The sequence below is a fragment of the Oceanospirillum linum genome (genome assembly GCF_001995095.2).
Classification (GTDB): Bacteria; Pseudomonadota; Gammaproteobacteria; order Pseudomonadales; family Halomonadaceae; genus Oceanospirillum; species Oceanospirillum linum.
The window spans coordinates 102,838-119,567 of sequence record NZ_MTSD02000005.1 but is presented as its reverse complement, the minus strand read 5'-3'; the positions used below and the strand labels follow the sequence as shown (position 1 = coordinate 119,567).

At 46.8% G+C, this 16,730-nt stretch carries 16 protein-coding genes; 6 read left to right on the top strand and 10 right to left on the bottom strand.

Annotated features, from left to right (window positions below; genetic code table 11):
- Nucleotides 1-165: 165 nt before the first annotated feature.
- The 4 genes from map to BTA35_RS12210 all read right to left on the bottom strand — a co-directional run bounded on the left by map (nt 166) and on the right by BTA35_RS12210 (nt 2,913).
- A complete protein-coding gene (gene map / locus BTA35_RS12225) occupies nt 166-960 on the bottom strand; it encodes a type I methionyl aminopeptidase (protein WP_078320100.1) in 795 nt (264 codons plus the stop codon).
- On the bottom strand, nt 953-1,198 hold the full coding sequence (locus tag BTA35_RS12220) for a ParD-like family protein (RefSeq protein ID WP_078320099.1): 246 nt from the start codon (nt 1,196-1,198) through the stop codon (nt 953-955). Before BTA35_RS12220 ends, map begins: the two co-directional genes overlap by 8 nt.
- Nucleotides 1,199-1,446: 248 nt before the next feature.
- Nucleotides 1,447-1,851, bottom strand: coding sequence for a GFA family protein (locus BTA35_RS12215; RefSeq protein WP_078320098.1), 405 nt, complete (start codon nt 1,849-1,851; stop codon nt 1,447-1,449).
- Nucleotides 1,852-1,998: 147 nt separating this feature from the next.
- Nucleotides 1,999-2,913, bottom strand: coding sequence for a LysR family transcriptional regulator (locus BTA35_RS12210; RefSeq protein WP_078320097.1), 915 nt, complete (start codon nt 2,911-2,913; stop codon nt 1,999-2,001).
- 155 nt (nt 2,914-3,068) lie between these two features.
- Here BTA35_RS12210 and BTA35_RS12205 point away from each other — a divergent pair, with 155 nt between their 5' ends.
- Nucleotides 3,069-4,022 carry a DMT family transporter gene (locus BTA35_RS12205; RefSeq protein WP_078320096.1) on the top strand — a complete coding sequence of 318 codons (954 nt, stop codon included), beginning with the start codon at nt 3,069-3,071 and terminating at the stop codon, nt 4,020-4,022.
- A gap of 104 nt (nt 4,023-4,126) precedes the next feature.
- Here BTA35_RS12205 and BTA35_RS12200 read toward each other — a convergent pair whose 3' ends face one another.
- From BTA35_RS12200 to BTA35_RS12190, 3 genes are all read right to left on the bottom strand, one after another.
- The gene (locus BTA35_RS12200; protein ID WP_078320095.1) at nt 4,127-4,705 is read right to left on the bottom strand and encodes a Tll0287-like domain-containing protein; all 579 of its coding nucleotides are present in this window, start codon (nt 4,703-4,705) and stop codon (nt 4,127-4,129) included.
- 249 nt (nt 4,706-4,954) lie between these two features.
- The gene (locus BTA35_RS12195; protein WP_078320094.1) at nt 4,955-5,188 is read right to left on the bottom strand and encodes a TIGR02450 family Trp-rich protein; all 234 of its coding nucleotides are present in this window, start codon (nt 5,186-5,188) and stop codon (nt 4,955-4,957) included.
- Between the two features lie 11 nt (nt 5,189-5,199).
- A complete protein-coding gene (locus BTA35_RS12190; protein ID WP_078320093.1) occupies nt 5,200-5,772 on the bottom strand; it encodes a lipocalin family protein in 573 nt (190 codons plus the stop codon).
- Between the two features lie 190 nt (nt 5,773-5,962).
- On the opposite strand from BTA35_RS12190, the gene BTA35_RS12185 reads away from it, so the two are divergent.
- On the top strand, nt 5,963-7,267 hold the full coding sequence (locus tag BTA35_RS12185) for a hypothetical protein (protein WP_139363662.1): 1,305 nt from the start codon (nt 5,963-5,965) through the stop codon (nt 7,265-7,267).
- Nucleotides 7,268-7,464: 197 nt separating this feature from the next.
- Here the strand turns inward: BTA35_RS12185 and BTA35_RS12175 are convergent, their stop codons facing one another.
- Nucleotides 7,465-8,400, bottom strand: coding sequence for an alpha/beta hydrolase family protein (locus tag BTA35_RS12175; RefSeq protein ID WP_078320091.1), 936 nt, complete (start codon nt 8,398-8,400; stop codon nt 7,465-7,467).
- Between the two features lie 638 nt (nt 8,401-9,038).
- Between BTA35_RS12175 and BTA35_RS12170 the strand changes: the two genes are divergently transcribed.
- Entirely contained in the window at nt 9,039-10,649 is a 1,611-nt protein-coding gene (locus BTA35_RS12170) for a methyl-accepting chemotaxis protein (protein ID WP_078320090.1), read from the top strand.
- Between the two features lie 132 nt (nt 10,650-10,781).
- On the opposite strand, the gene BTA35_RS12165 is transcribed toward BTA35_RS12170, so the two are convergent.
- Complete coding sequence (locus BTA35_RS12165; protein WP_078320089.1) at nt 10,782-11,450, bottom strand: 7-cyano-7-deazaguanine/7-aminomethyl-7-deazaguanine transporter; 669 nt, start codon at nt 11,448-11,450, stop codon at nt 10,782-10,784.
- A gap of 497 nt (nt 11,451-11,947) precedes the next feature.
- On the opposite strand from BTA35_RS12165, the gene BTA35_RS12160 reads away from it, so the two are divergent.
- The gene (locus tag BTA35_RS12160) at nt 11,948-13,777 is read left to right on the top strand and encodes an ABC transporter ATP-binding protein (RefSeq protein WP_078320088.1); all 1,830 of its coding nucleotides are present in this window, start codon (nt 11,948-11,950) and stop codon (nt 13,775-13,777) included.
- 23 nt (nt 13,778-13,800) lie between these two features.
- Here the strand turns inward: BTA35_RS12160 and BTA35_RS12155 are convergent, their stop codons facing one another.
- Nucleotides 13,801-14,703 (bottom strand): LysR family transcriptional regulator, encoded by a 903-nt coding sequence (locus BTA35_RS12155; RefSeq protein WP_160055207.1) that lies wholly within the window; start codon nt 14,701-14,703, stop codon nt 13,801-13,803.
- A gap of 240 nt (nt 14,704-14,943) precedes the next feature.
- Between BTA35_RS12155 and BTA35_RS12150 the strand changes: the two genes are divergently transcribed.
- Entirely contained in the window at nt 14,944-15,510 is a 567-nt protein-coding gene (locus tag BTA35_RS12150; protein WP_078320086.1) for a YceI family protein, read from the top strand.
- Between the two features lie 142 nt (nt 15,511-15,652).
- A complete protein-coding gene (locus BTA35_RS12145) occupies nt 15,653-16,498 on the top strand; it encodes a hypothetical protein (protein ID WP_078320085.1) in 846 nt (281 codons plus the stop codon).
- The last annotated feature ends 232 nt before the right edge of the window (nt 16,499-16,730 follow it).

Genomic DNA, 16,730 nt, shown 5'->3' with positions numbered 1-16,730 from the left:
TCCAGAAGCCTGAACTTCAAGCACTCCAATGATAACGATTATCAAAAACAAACGTTATAAATTCTTATCGGATTTACAATATTTACACTACCCATATGCAGGCATATGAAAGGTATAAAAAAAGCGGCCATCAAGCCGCTTTCTTTATCTGCATTTATCAATGCCTTATCTGAAGCCATCAGGGTGATGTTGCCGCTCCTCATCCCTTAAAGTAAGTACTTCATAACCGTCTGCCGTTACTGCAATCGTATGCTCCCACTGGGCGGAAAGTTTTTTATCTGCAGTAACCACCGTCCACCCATCACGTTTAGTCTTAATTTTTGCCTTACCCTGATTGATCATAGGCTCTATGGTAAAGGTCATGCCTTCTTTCAGAGTCAGACCTTTTCCCGGAGTACCATAGTGAAGTACTTCCGGCTCTTCATGCATCTCGCGGCCGATACCGTGACCGCAGTAATCCCGTACAACAGAATAGCCATTTGCTTTGGCGAAGCGCTCAATCGCCGCACCCACATCACCTAAGGTGGCACCGGGCTTAACCTGATGAATACCCTGCCACATCGCCTCATAGGTTTTCTCCACCAGCTTTTTCGCCAGCGGCGTCACAAATCCAATGCAGAACATCTTACTGGAATCGGCAATAAACCCATTTTTCTCCAGAGTGATATCCACGTTGACGATATCACCGGATTTCAGCAGCTTATGATCCGATGGAACCCCATGACAGACCACTTCATTGACCGAGGTATTCAGTGAGTACTGATAACCATACCGACCTTTACTGGCAGGGCGGGCTTTAAGCTCATCCACGATATAGTGCTCCACCCAGTCGTTGATCTGCATGGTCGTCACGCCCTCTTTCACCTGAGTATCCAGGTGGGCAAAAACCTTAGCCAAGAGTCGGCCAGACTCACGCATCAGCGCCAGCTCTTCCGGGGATTTCAGACTGATTTTACTCATGGACTCCGGCCTCCTCTGCAGCAGCTTTACTCCCATCAGATTCAGAGATCAAACCACTCAGCTCAGCTTGTTTCATCTGCTCCCGCATCAGCTCGGTAAAGGTTAGCGTTGGGTTCATCTCTGCCAACATCCCTACCTTAATCCAAAATTCCGCCTGAGCATTAATTGAACGCACCATAGTACTGCTGGCTTTGCGCACTTCGTCGTGCAGCTCATCACTGATTTTTACGATACCCACTGATTACTCCGGGCCACTTGCGGCCAATAAATACAAAACATATATGAATCATTATAAAATGAATACAAACCATATCATATAGTTCAAGAAAAACCCTGACAAAAATGAATCAGCACCCGCCTTAAAAAAGCAGTCCCTAAAATCAGATGCAAAAAAGCCCTGTGACGGCGGAAGTCCAGGGCTTTAAGCATTTCGGGTTACGGGTATTATTTTCCAGAGCAACCAGATCAGGAGTGCAACTCAGGGACTCACTCCGGATAACCCTGAAACCGTTGCACCTGATCCAGGTCTTTTTCCCAGTCGGCTTTACTGGCGATAAACAGATGAGCCGTAGGCTTAATTGTTACCGGCGTGTCCATACTCCCCGCAGGCACCATCACCAGTTTACCGTCACCTAAACTTGTGGGCACAGGGGAGCCGCAGATACTGCAAAAACTGCGCCCATGACGGGTTTCCGGCAGATTGTAGAAAGTGACCTTATCCTGTCCCTTTAGCCATGTCAGCTGGGCATCTTTGCTGAACAGATTAGCCGCATGAGCGCTGCCCGTGTCTTTCTGACAGTAACTGCAATGGCAGAGAAAAAAGTTATGAAAGTCACCGTCTAGCTGATATTTTACCGAACCGCAAAGGCAGGAGCCTGAATGCTGTGTCATCGCCATTTTCCTTTTTATTGTACTGAAGTCGATAGTATTGGAGGTTGATAGTATTGGAAGTTGATAGTATTGGGGGTCGATACAGACTTCCACACTAGCCGCCCTACAGGCTTTTCGTCAATGCCCATTACCTGTGGGCGATTTGCGCTATACCAGAAGATCAAGGTCGACAATAAAATCGATAAAAGCTCTGATTTTTCCCGGCATAAAGCGCATGGGCAAATACTGCATATAAACACCACCCTGAAAATCGCTGTGCAGAGTCCAATCCGGTAGTACCTCCACGACATCACCTTCCGAAAGTGCATTTCTTACCACAAAATCAGGGAAAATACCGATGCCAAAACCATCTTTTACCGCCAGTAAGCGCATTTCAGAATGGTTATTCAGATATCGGCCATCGACGGAGATCTTCTCTTTACGCTCCCCCTGGGTCAGCAACCAGTGATTATCCTGCTCAAATAACCCCAGAGGAATGCAGTCATGGGCCATCAGATCGACTGGTTGCTGCGGCCACCCCCGGCGTTGCAGGTAGTCAGGACTGGCACAAAGCACTGAACGAACCGGGCCAATGTTTTTGCTCACCAGATGCCCGAGAGGTTCTGCTGCCACGACAAACACAATATCCACATCGTGATAACCAGGATCAAGTCGCTGATCTGTTACCTGAAGATGTAGCGAGATCGCCGGATATCGCCGCATAAACTGCCTCAAATGCGGTTCCAATACCTGACGGGCAAAGGCTTTGGGTACGGCAATACGTAAGCGCCCACGTACCTCCGTCGCCTCGCTTTCTGTGGCCGATACAGCTTCACGGGCACTATCAAGCATATTACGGCATTGCTCGTACACTTCTCGCCCAAGCTGGGTAGTTGTTTGTCGGCGAGTAGTGCGCTCAATCAGAACTGCAGAAAGGGCTTTTTCCAGGCGGGAGACCTGACGGCTGACTCCTGATGGCGTAATCCCCAACTTTTCAGCGGCTCGGGTAAAGCTTCCGGTTTCCACTACAGCCACATAGGCAGCCATATCCGGCAACAGAGGAATCAATTTATTTGTGTCCATGAGTCACAAGTCTTTTGAATTAATGGGTGATTATCATGCTAAAAGTTTAAAGTTAGCATGCTCCCCCATAAACAAACAGCGCTGTTTATCACCCCTTGTGGCGAAGACAGAAATACCTGACAAGCACCTCAGCATTCATCAGAAACAGGCCCCTTATGCAAACTGAAAGCTCTCGTTTAACCTTAGGTCTTCGACTGAATCGTCAAGGCCTGAATCAGTATCAAGGCCGTCTGCCGATTCCTGAGTTTTCGCTGCTTTTGGTGGCTTTTTTTTGGGGGACCAGCTATGGCGTCACAAAAGAAGCTCTGGTCTTCACCAGTGCCCTGGCCTTTATCGCTATCCGGTTCAGTCTGACCTCGGTAATGTTGTTACCGATGTTTTTGCGGGAGATGCACCAGGGCAGAACAGGAGATTTCTATCGGGCTCTACCTACTGGACTGATTTTACTGGCAATTTTTCTGGCAGAAACCTATGGTATCTTTCATACCAGTGCTTCCCGAGCCGCCTTTCTGATCAGCCTTTGTATCCTGATAACACCCTTTATTGAGGCCATCGTCAAACATCAGCGCCCTGAGCCTCTGATTCTTGGCTGTGCTTTACTGTCACTCTTTGGGGTGTACCTGCTGACGCAAACCGGTCATGAGGGAACCCCTGATAGCAGCTTTAGCTTAAATCAGGGCGATCTTTTGATTCTTTTGGCCGCATTTTTACGGGCAGTTATGGTCGTCACCACTGAACGTTTATCAAAAAACAGCGCACTGTCAGCCATCAGCACCACCAGTATTCAATCCAATGTGGTGGCCGTGGGCGCACTGATCATTTTTGCCTTCAGCGACGATCCGGTAACTCAGCTGATCCCTCAGTCGGTAACCTTCTGGTTGGCAGCTTTTTACCTGGCCTTCTTCTGTACTCTGTTTGCACTGTTTGCCCAGAACTATGGTGTGCGTCACACCAGTTCATCCCGGGTCGCACTACTGACCGGATCAGAACCCGCTTTCGGTGCACTGTTCGCCATCATCTGGCTCGGCGAAAGCCTGAGCAGTATCCAGATAATAGGTGGTGGACTGATTCTGCTGGCCAGTTATCTGGCCGGTCGCCGACAACACTAAAATCGGTTGATGGGAGAAAGATCAGGCAACAAAAAAAGACCGATTCAGAATCGATCTTTATTCCCATTAACAGGTGTCATCTGCTTACCGGATATATAGGCTATTTAAAGCTGTTTCTCCAGAGAAAAAGCACCCCGCAGATCACCGGCCTTAAACCCTGTCGCATTATCATGGGGATAGAGTACCTGCAGACGTTCGCCGACTTCAGGCTTAAGATTACTGCCATGACAGGCTAAACACTGCTCAGCCACAGGAATCGCTTTCATCAGACGCATCTTTTTGTCGCCATTGTCGCCTGTTATCACTTCAGCGTATGCCAGCTTTTTAAGATCTGCACCCTGCTCCGCCTGAACAGCAAACTGCTCAAGTACCTGCCGCTCCCATGCATCCGGAGCATTCTGTGGATTACGTAACCGAAGGCTGGTACGGCTGATCTGCCATCCCTTCATTCCGGAAACATCATCTGTCATCGGTAATGCCTTGGTATTGCAGACTTGAATAGCAGCGGGTAGCCCACCTTCCTGTGCCGCGGACTTCAGCTCGCCCATCAGGTTTTTCCCCAAAGTCTGAATCACGGTTTTAGCCTCAGCCTTGAGTTGCTCCGAACTCTGAGTTTCAGCCTGCGCCACCAGAGAGCTGCTTAAAGCTACAACCATTGCCGGGATTGTAAGGTTTTTTTTCATCAGTTCACTCCTGCAATATGTTGGCAGTTATGAAAACCGGACAACATAAAACAAATCGATATAAGAATATTCTTTTAAGTCATAAGAGTTTACACGAAGAAAACCCACAGCTAAATAAGAAGATCCTAAAATTATGTTTTTTAGCAGCAGAGTACGCACTGCATCCATTAAGCCTCAGAGAGAAAGCCTCGATGGACGATATGACTAAGGGAAATGGGCTGATCATCATTTCACCGAGGTTGCCCTGGGCTATTTCCAGCCCTGTTTCCAGCGACTGGCATCTTTCAGATCCCGCCAGTTAATCGGATATAGCTTGTGGGAGATGACCGCTTCCAGTTCGCAGTGGGTCACGATGCTCTCTTCATCAAACTCCACTTCCGTCACGAGAAAATGCTTTTCCCGATCCATTGGTTCTACGGCAGTCCATTTACTATGCAACAGCTTTCGGGGGTTGATCTGATTCTTTGGCGCAGTGTAACTCATGGAGAAACTCCTCACTCAGAAAGCAGCTCAGGCTTACCTTCAGGCTTGCTGGCGGCACTCTGATCCGGAAAAATCAAACCGGAGGTATCAAAGCCCCGTTTTTCCGCCTCACTAATAAAGCGTTGTTTCAATGCATCAGAGACTTCAGGGGTTCGTGACAACAACCAAAGATAGTCTGTATCCGGCCCAGAAATAAAAGCATATTGGTAATTTTCTTTATCCAGTTCAAATACGATGTAGGAGCCATAGAAAGGCCCAAAGAAGGAGACCTTAAGATGAGCCTGGTCAGCAGCTCCGATAAAATAGGCTTTGCCCTCAGCCTGTTGCCACTTACCCTCTTTAGTATTGAACCCTTGATTAATCACTCGAATACCACCGTCATCACGCACAGAGTAGTGCGCACTAATGTGACTCAGGCCACGTTCAAAGGAATGGTCTAATCTCGCAATCTCATACCACTCCCCTAAATAGGGTTTCAGCTTGAAACCAGATACAGGTGTTACTTTATCGGGTATTCCAGTGCAAGCGGCTAATGCTAAAGCGCCCAGTAACAAGCAGGTTTTTAAAGCCAAAATTGTTTTCATCCCCCGGAGCCCTCTTGCTTAAAAATTATCGATTTGAAAGGCAGTTTACGTAATAAATGAACGAATGGATCTTCATTATGCTGTCAATTAATTTGTGACGGATTCAACAAAAATTAAATACTCATATGGATATAATCAGCCACTGCCAGCAGGGCTGAATTAATAACTTCATGATCAAATGGACTCTCCCATGATAATCAAAAAAATAATACTACCCGCAGTACTTATTATATTGTCGGGGCCTGCATTCTCTGACGAAATATCTTTAACTGATCCTAATAGCCCATACGCTGACAGAAGCTGCCCGCTAACCCATCAGATAGAACATAAAACATCTCTGCCAGCGGATTGTCGTTGCGGTACAAACCGGAGTAACACCGGCGGTATTCATGTTTGTCAGCGCCCCACAGAAGTTGCCAGAAATATGGGGGTAAATATTGGTGAAGGGCCTTCATTTGCGAACTTCTATAACTCGCAAATTACTGGTGGCTTTATTGACTATGATAACAATGAACTAATTGCATCCGTACAGTGGGACGCCGGAAAAGAGTCAAAAGGCTTGGTGGTCGCTTACAATATGGACGACTGGTCACGCCGCTTTATCAGCGGTGATGCTCAGGATGAATATGGTCACAAGGTGATTGCAGAGGGCCCTTCCTTCTTCGAGCTTAAAGATATAAAGCCAGGCCCTGATGGCTTCTGGTATGGTTTCGGCTACGAGCAAGGTAAGTCAGGCGGTGGTGCACGAGTATTCAAAATTGACCCTGAAACCGGTAATCGCTCTCTGGTTTGGGAGGGGCGCAATGGTAAATACGGACAATGTCCTTCAGGTAGAAAAACAGTCCGCAGGGAAACCCAAAAGTATGTTCAGTACACTCAGGAAGGTTTTGCAGTTGACCCCAAAGATGGTTCATTCCTGATTGGGTTCAGCAATATAAAAATGGGCGGTGTTGGTATTGCCCGTATCAGTAATGATGGACAAAAATGTGATTTCTTAACACTTAGCGGCCAGCGTGACGATGGGCTTAAAAAAGGCCGTGGCTTTGATATGCGTGGCACTATGATGGGCTACACCTTCCATGATGGAAAGGTTTATGCGCACTCTTCAGGTGAAAAGACATTTTATGAAATAAACCCTGAAACCGGTGACCGAAAAGCGATAACACGAAAAGGCCCTAAGCCACCGGCATGGCGTCATGTCGTATGGGATGATAAGCGTGAAGTGTTTTGGATTTCTGGAAAAATGAACTCTGTTACCGTTACAGCCTATGACCCGGCTAAGAATAAATATCTGCTTGCCCATAAGAGTTGTGGTGCAAAGTATGATTGGGACTGGTTCCCACTTTGTATGGGTGGCCCGATGAAAATTAACTCCCTTAATTACGGCCCGATGCGGCTCAATAAAAATACAGGAAATCTTATATTTGGTCAGGATCTAATCGGTATTGTTGAGTTTGAACCTCATACCGGAAACTCCATCAACAGAAGCTTTTGATATACACCTATATAGTAACAAGCAGTATTCTGCTTGTTACTATTTCATTCATTATAATTCATCTATTATAGGGTATTAATCCGGCACACCATTCCGGTCAAGAATCACAGGCCCAGCCCCTTCTGTGGCTAACTCATCCCCCGCATTATACAACGGGCAGCTCTTCATCGAGAGACAGCCACAACCGATGCAACCGGTTATATAGGCTCTGTTAGGCAGTACTTTTTAAGCCATTGACGGATATCCGCCACAACTCTTTTCCTGTCACTGGAACCGTCAGCCTTGTTGAATTGATGATCCAGTGCATCATAGGTCAGATAGTGGATATTGTCTTTGCCCGCTGCCTTTAACTCATCAATCAGTTGCGCCTGTTTTTCAGGAGAAACCGAACGATCCTGACCTGACTGAATCAGCAGCACAGGGGACTCAATCTGCTGCAATACCGCCTGCTGATCAAGAGATAACATTTGTTGCCACCAGTCATAGGCATGTCCACTGACAATAAGATCCGTCGGAGGACTATTCAGAATATGCTGACTAAAACCTTCAAACCCGGCCAGCGCTTCTCTGGCAACCTCTGGATTGGGTGATTCCAGTTGAATACTGTGCAGCACATCATCCTTAAACCAGCGACCACCACCATTAAAGGCGATACTGGCGCTGACCTCTCGTTCACTGGCCAGCAGATTGGCGATAACGGCCCCCTCACTGCCACCAAGGGCAATGAGCCTTGGATAGCGGTTGTTCTGTTGAATCTGATCAAGTACCTGCCGGATATCAGTAACCCGTTGCCTTGGGCTATCCCCTTTCAAATGCGCTTGCGGGCAATCTTGTCGCTCACCATCAGAGCTGTAACTCAACTGTCGATCAATACCGTATTTCTCCACCAGCAACAGATCCGCCTCCGGCCAGACGTTTCGGTAATCGGTAAAGATAGAGTCGATACGGGTCACACTGTTACAGTCCGAACCCTGTAAGATCAGCAGTAAAGTATCGGTGTTAGGCACAGAGCCCGCAGACAGGTAATAGTGAAGATCCGAGCCATCAGAGCGCGTCAGGGAGTAATTCCTCAGCTCGGCATAAGCGGTGACAGTGATGAACAACAACAGAAAAGCGAGAACACGACGTTTCATAAAAGACCTCATTGCCAGTTGCCAGACCGGAACTAATAGTTGTACCGGTCATTTCCTTGCAGGATTGAGAGTCTTGGAACAGAAAAAGCGGAAAAGGTTTAAGAGAGATTTCCTGAATCTACTTCATCGGAAAAATGCTACATTTTCTGCATATGCAAAACTCTGCAATACATCATGAAAACTGAAATACTGAGTACCCGTATTGATCACGGAAGACGTTTGTCATGATATGCCTTCAATACCAGAGTTCTGAATGACGATCTATTTAGCAACAGTACTACAACGATATAAAAGGCATAACTGGTAATTCTTATCTTTAGGTTAGCTACCTGTATTAATCCCACGCCATAATTAGAATTATTACTCTAAATATAGCCTTATATTTCCTGACCCCCAATTATTTTTTAAAAAAATACCTCGCATGATATACAAGACATTACAGTTATTATAGTATCTAAATGCGAGAAAAATAGAGCACTGGATAAAGTGCCAACAGGATAAAACAGATTTACCTAATGTATAAAATTTTATTCCACTTTGGAAATTAAAAAATATGCAAACTGGCAACAACTCTCCTCTCAGTATAACGTTATTCTATATTGAAATTTACATATAACATATCTTTATAAAAAAACGCTATGCTGGCAACATCCTATATAGAAAAAATCATGAGAAATAGCATGAAAAAAAGTGGAAATGAAGTCACATTCTCTGTTGACGAAAAACTAATTACAACAACAGACCTTCAGGGAGATATTACATTTGTAAATGATGACTTTGTGAAAGTATCCGGGTACTCAAGAGCAGAGCTCATTGGACAGCATCACAATATAATCAGACACCCCTCTATGCCAAAAGAAGCTTTTTCTGATCTCTGGAGTACAATAAAATCTGGTCGCTCATGGCGCGGGATGGTTAAAAATAAATGTAAAAATGGGGATTACTACTGGGTAGATGCATATGTGACACCTATTTTGGATAAAAGTGGTAATGTTATAGAGTATCAGTCTGTTAGGAGCTTGCCTTCCAAAGAAGCAAAGGAAAGAGCCGAAATTGAGTATGCAAAATGGTTAGAAAACAAAAAACCAGCAGGTAATTCCTTCGTATTATCATGGGAAAATAAGGTAAAAATATCATCAATAATACCATTTATAATTATTGCCTTATTAAACATAACAAATAAAGAATACAATCAAGCATTAATAATAGCAATATCATCACTATTTTCAATAGCAATAGTTCATTATCTATTTGCACCGTTCAGGTCAATTCAGGATGAATGTAAAAAAATATCGGGACACCCAGTTCTCACATATTTGTTTACAGGCCGTAATGATGAGTTAGGCGTATTTAACTTCGCTTTAACGACAAGAATGACTGAAATGAGAGCAATCATTGCCAGATTAGATAATACTTGTTTTTATATAAGACGATCAAAAAATCGCTCTGATAACTGTGTTCAGGATGCATCAGATGCTGTATCAGGCCAGGAGCAGCATGTTAAAGAAATATCACTTGCAATGGATAAAATGTTAGCCAGCCAGGAAAAAGTTGCTGACGCGTCATCAAGTACTCTAACTGCTGTTAAGGGGTCCAGAGAAGCAACAGTGAAAGGGCGGGAACAATTAGGCTTAATGGTAAGTTCAATAAATCAGCTGGCGAAGACACTTGAACAAACACGTAATACCGTAGGCGAACTGGCTGAACGTAGTGAGAATATCGGTAAAGTTATTGACGTAATTACTGAGATAGCAGACCAAACAAATTTACTTGCATTAAATGCTGCGATAGAAGCAGCAAGAGCAGGTGAAACAGGAAGAGGTTTTGCTGTCGTTGCAGATGAAGTAAGAAGCCTGGCACACAGAACACAAGAGTCTACCCAAGATATTAGAGATATCATCGCAGAGCTCAAAACAGGAACTGTTGCCTGCGTTACCTCTATTGGAGAAGGGGTCGAAGTTTCAGAGGCAACGGTTATACAAGCCGATGAAACCGATAAAGCTTTTCAGCTAATACTGTCTTCTGTACAAAATATTTTCGACCTGGTCAGCGACGTCGACAGTTCAATGGTTGAGCAATCAGCTATCAGTGCGGAAACCGGGCAACTGATGAATGTCGTTCAATCAAGTGCAGACTTAGCAGTAGAGTCAAATCAAGCTTTTAATGTGCACGGTGAAAAACTGGGGCGCCACTTAGACAGCCTTGACCTCCTGACACGCCACTTTACTATCAGTTTAAATCATAGGTAATAAAGTATAGCAGCGCTATTTTTAGCTCTGATAATTGTCAGCCTGCTTCAATGGCAAACACAAAAAAAGCGGCTTAACCTGCGTTAAGCCGCTTTCGGAACCCCTCAGTTCTTTCTCTGTAGCAATCGACGATTAAAGCGCCTGCTGTGTTTTCAGCTCATCACCAACCTGAGTCAGCTTACGACTCAGGGTATTGAGCAATACGCCGTAAAGAGGAATAAACAGCACAAGGGAGATAACAATTTTAAACAGATAATCCAGAGTGGCTATCTCAACCCAGTTAGCCGCCATAAAGGCATCCGGGCTTTTATAAAACGCAATGGAGAAGAAAGCCAGTGTATCCAGAGCATTTCCCAGAATGGTAGACAAAGTAGGTGCGACCCACCACGGCCCTGCCCGACGCAGGCGGTTAAAAACATGGACATCCAGAATCTGTCCCAACACATACGCCATAAAGCTTGCAATGGCGATTCGAGCGACAAACAGGTTGAACTCACTTAGCTGAGCAAAGCCCTGAAACGCCCCCTCAAAGAAGAGTACGGATAAGACATAAGAAGCCAATAGTGCCGGCAGCATCACTTTAAAGATGATCTTACGCGCCATCGGTGCCCCGAAAATCCGCACGGTCAGATCGGTAGCCAGAAAGATAAAGGGAAAACTGAACGCACCCCAGGTGGTATGGAAACCAAATAGAGTAAAGGGTATTTGAACCAGATAGTTACTGGAAATAATAACCAGCAGATGGAAAGCCACCAACCAGGTTAGCGCTTTGCGCTGTTGGGCAGGCGAGAATGCACTCATGAGTGTTACCTTTTTATTGATTGGGGTGAGGGAACCCAAGTGAACGTTTACAACCGAAAAGCAAGAGCATCCGCTGTTGATATCTTTTGTGGACAGCGGCTGCACTGCGGGGCTGTTGATAAGTAAGCAAGTACATTAAAAAGCCTTACTTGCTTTACCTCAGCCTTCCGGTATGACGGCCGCGAATTATACAGAAGTGTGTCCCAGACAAAAGTCTGAATCGAATCTTTTTCTGCTTTTCATCCAAATATGCCCCTTTGTATATCTCACATTGTTGTTACATCGCATACTTCATCATTGCAACTATGAACAATTTCATAAGTGTGTATGGCCGATTAATTTTTTCCCCCTACAGACTAAAGGATTCTCTCTTTTAGGCTGGAATGTCTTTCCGATTACTCTATCATGCACGAACCCTTCCCAGGTCGCTGAAGACCCGCCCAAAGGTCTGGGCCGACAATCTGAGTACCTGAAACCAGTTCAACACGAGTACGGCTATGTTTGCATTTTTTGAACGCCTGATTTCTGCTTTTCCTGTAGAAGAGCCTCAACAACCACCCGCGAAACTTCTGCAGTTTATTTTGCATTACACCAAGGGTATGGGCCTACCGCTGATTCTTATGGCCGTGCTGACCGCAGGGGTTGCCGTGCTGGAAGTGACCCTGTTTGGCTTTATGGGTCAGTTGGTAGACTGGCTGTCGGCCCAGGACCCGAAAACCTTTCTGGAACAGGAAGCCTCGACCCTATTTTGGATGGCACTGGTGCCCCTGGTCGCCCTGCCATTAACAGGTCTTTTGCACTCACTGGTGATACACCAGAGTCTGTTGGGAAACTTTCCGATGGTCATTCGCTGGCAGGCCCATCGCTACCTACTGAAGCAGAGTGTTTCTTTCTATTCCAACGACTTTGCCGGCCGTATCGCCACTAAGGTGATGCAGACTGCTCTGGCAGTACGTGAATCTGTTATGAAGCTGTTGAATGTACTGGTTTATATTGCAGTTTCCTTTATTGCTATGCTGGTACTGGTGGCTCAAGCGGACTGGCGGCTGATGATGCCGGTGCTGATCTGGTTAGCACTCTATATTTCAGTTCAGGTTTACTTTGTGCCCAAGCTGAAAGCGATCTCTACAGAGCAGGCCGATGCACGCTCGCTGATGAGTGGCCGTATTGTCGATTCCTACACGAATATCGCCACAGTAAAACTCTTCTCCCACACCAATCGTGAGGCGGAGTTTGCCCGTGAAGGCATGGATCAGTTTATCGGTACGGTTTATCAACAGATGCGTCTGGTGACCTGGCTGAATTTCTGGGTGCAAAGTATCAACCACCTGTTAGCCTTTTCCATCGCCGCATTATCAATCTGGCTTTGGATGGAAGAGCTGGTAGGTGTCGGTGCAATTGCGATCTCTATCGCCCTGGCGCTGCGCCTTAATGGCATGTCCCATTGGGTCATGTGGGAGATCAGCGCCCTGTTTGAGAATATCGGTACTGCCGTGGACGGCATGAACACCCTGTCCAAACCTCTGCAGGTGCAGGATAAGCCAGAAGCCAAACGTCTGACCGTGGATAACGGGGGCATCGATTATCAGGATGTGGTCTTCCACTATGGCGAGGACAAGCCTGTAATTCCCCAGCTGAACCTGAATATCCGGCCCGGGGAAAAAGTGGGTCTTGTGGGTCGCTCCGGTGCCGGAAAATCAACGCTGGTGAATCTGCTGATGCGCTTTTTCGATGTTGAATCCGGCCAGATCAGGGTGGACGGTCAGGATGTTCGCGAGGTCACTCAGGACAGTCTGCGCGCCCAGATCGGTATGGTGACCCAGGACACCTCCCTGTTGCATCGCTCGGTAAGGGACAACATTCTTTACGGTCGCCCGGATGCCAGCGAAGAAGAGATGATAGCTGCAGCAAAAAAGGCTGAAGCCCACGAGTTTATTCTTAGCCTAACAGACCCAAAAGGCCGCAAGGGATATGATGCCCATGTGGGTGAACGGGGTGTAAAACTTTCCGGTGGTCAGCGCCAGCGTATCGCCATCGCCCGGGTACTGCTGAAAGATGCTCCGATTCTGCTACTGGATGAAGCCACTTCAGCGCTGGACTCTGAAGTAGAAGCAGCTATTCAGGCTAGTCTCTACGCCCTGATGGAAGGTAAAACCGTGATCGCCATCGCCCACCGCCTATCCACTATCGCCGCCCTGGATCGCTTAGTCGTACTTGATAAAGGTGAGGTTGTGGAGCAGGGCAGCCACGCTGAACTGATTGAGCAAGGCGGCATCTATGCTCAACTTTGGGCGCACCAGACCGGCGGCTTCCTCGGAGAAGAGTAGTTAGCCAAAAACAGGAGTGCTACCTACCAGCGTTTATACCCCTCAAAGTAGTCCCGCAGAAAATCAACAAAGGCCGCAATGCGGACAGGCAGAAACTGACGATGCTGATAAACCGCATATACATTAAGGTCGTACCTGGGATAATCCTCAAACAGTTGGATCAGTCGTCCCTCTTTAACAAAAGGGGCTGCTATAAAGTCCGGCTGCTGAATAATCCCCATCCCCTGGGCTGCGGCTTCACATAGGGCACGGCCATTATTTGCGGCCAGTGTCCAGTTCACTCGTACCTTCTGCCGCTGGCCATCTTTATCGAGAAACACCCAGTAATTTCTGTCCTGAGTCAGGTAGGTATACAGTAAACAACGGTGCTGCTGCAGATCCTGGAGTGATGCCGGTGTACCATTCTCTTTCAGGTATTCCGGTGAGGCATAGACACCGCCCCGGCACTGGGTCAGCTTGCGGGCGACCAGGCTGGAATCGGCCAGATTGGCAATACGGATAGCAACATCAAAGTTGTCAGCGGTCAGGTTACGTTGGCGGTCATCCAGCTCCAGCTCGATCCGAACCAGAGGGTACGCTTTCTGAAATGCCTGAATCGGCTCAATCAGATGCAACAGGGTAAAATCCATAGGAGCGGTCAGCCGCAACAGTCCTCTTGGATCATGTCCCTGCTGGGTAACCGAAGATTCCAGCTCATCGATCTCACTCAGCAGCGTCCGACACCGATTATAGTAATAGATACCTTCATCGGTGGGGTTGACCCGACGGGTGGTACGATTCAGCAGGCGAATGCCCAGCTCTTTCTCAAGGGCTGCGATATGTTTACTCACCATAGCAGTAGATATACCCAGGCTACGCCCCGTGGCAGCAAAGCTTTCCAACTCAACAACACGGCAATAAACCTGCATAGCTGTATATTTATCCATACTCTTTCCTAACCAGCAACAGCACCAGACAATCGGCTTAAAACGTAAATAAACGCAATAGGACATTTATTTAGCCATAAGATTGTCAACTAAAAAGAAACAGTGAATAGCATTTAATACCTATTATCATGGCAATCCAACACATCTACAATGAGTTCATCAATCGCGGCGTAGCTGAACAAAGCTGGCTGCCTCAATGAATACACCTGAGACTGACTTAGGAAAAACGGAATCAAGACCATGATTAAATCTTTGATTAAACCTGTACTGCTGTCTGCTGCACTGATTTCCGGCTCTGCTTTTGCCGCAGACTACAAGGTTGACCCGGCTCACACTGCAATCCTTTTTAAAATCAACCATTTGGGTTTCAGTGAGACCGTCGTGCGCTTTAACTCAATGGAAGGCGAGTACAGCTACGATGAGAAAACCCCTTCGGCATCCAGTATCACTGTAACGATTGATGCGGACAGCTTGGACTCTAACCATGAAGCCCGTGATAAACATATCAAGAGCCCTGACTTCCTGGATACCAAGCAGTACCCGGAAATCACTTTCACATCTACCGGTTACCAAGGGAACGCAACTCAAGGTGTCCTAACGGGCGAGTTAAGCCTGCACGGTATCACCAAGACTGTTGATCTGAATATCGTCAAAATTGGCGAAGGCAAAGATCCATGGGGTAACTACCGCAGTGGCTTCAATGGTACAACGACCATTAAACGTTCTGAGTTTGGTGTTGACCAGATGATGGGCGGTATCGGTGACGAGATTAAAGTTGAGCTCTTCATCGAAGGTATCCGCAAATAACGCTTACGCAGATCAGCCAATAGGGCTATATGAACCGAAAGCGCTCAAGGGCGCTTTCTCTGCTTTGGACTACTAAAGCTTCTCAGTCATACCGATCTTAAGTGCAGACATTGACTTTGCACTCCAACAAGGACACCCAAGTATGTACGGTGAATCCGTTTCCCCGCTGATGATGCTATTGCCGATTGTCATTTATCCAATGCTGGCAGCACTGGTGATCAGTTTTATCCTCTTTAAGCTGGCAAAGTCCGGCAAAGTCAAAACCGCATACTGGCTGGCACCTCTGGTGATCTGGCTGGCCTGGCTGACAGCCGCCCAGGGTATTCACACCCGTTGGAACTTCCCACCCCGTCAGGCGATGGATTGGCTGCTATTGATGCCTCTCATTCCAACTCTGGCGATGCGCACGCCACAGAATATTCGTATGGCAGGTTTTGGCGTTGCTCTGGTACTCAGCTTTGCAGTCGTCGCTCAACCTATTGTGGGTCGAATGTCACTGGTTGAAATCATAAGTCACGCCATCGGTGGTTTACTGGTTGCAGGTATCACCTTGATGGCTGCAGAACGTCAGCACAACAGCTTCCGCTTTCCGGTCAGCCTGATCGTTATGATGACAATGTCAGCCCTGGTAACCGGTATCTCAAGCTCGCTATCGCTGGCTCAGATGATCGGCGGGATCTGTGCGGCACTAGGTGCCGTCTGGCTTATGGCTCTAATGCTCAAAACAGAACCGCAGATACCATTATTGATTGCACGGGGTTCATTGGCTGTCTGGCTAATGGTACTGGCTTATGCGCACTACTACGCAGATGTCAGCGTATGGGCGCTTCTTTTGCTGGCACTGCCTTTACTGATTAAGTGGCCATCTGCTAGCCATAAAAAGGCTAAACGGCCCCGGTGGAAAGATTTGGCGGGAACAGTACTTGCCAGTGTGATTCCTGGCTTGCTGGCTCTCTGGCTTATATGGCCGGAACAGCCCCTGTATTGAATGATATCTGTTAACCCTGTATCTGATTATTGCGACAAATTGTCTCTGTGACACTTCGCCTAATGTGACACCAGGCCACATTTCCATCCCATGACAGAGCGTTAAAATAACATTCAACCATTAGCAACGGCTAACTCCCGATCCTCCCGGAACCCTACTGATCAGTCAATCAGTAAGGTTTCGGCGGGATTAGCTTTAAACAAAAATCCTTCATAAGATCAGCATTGAATCC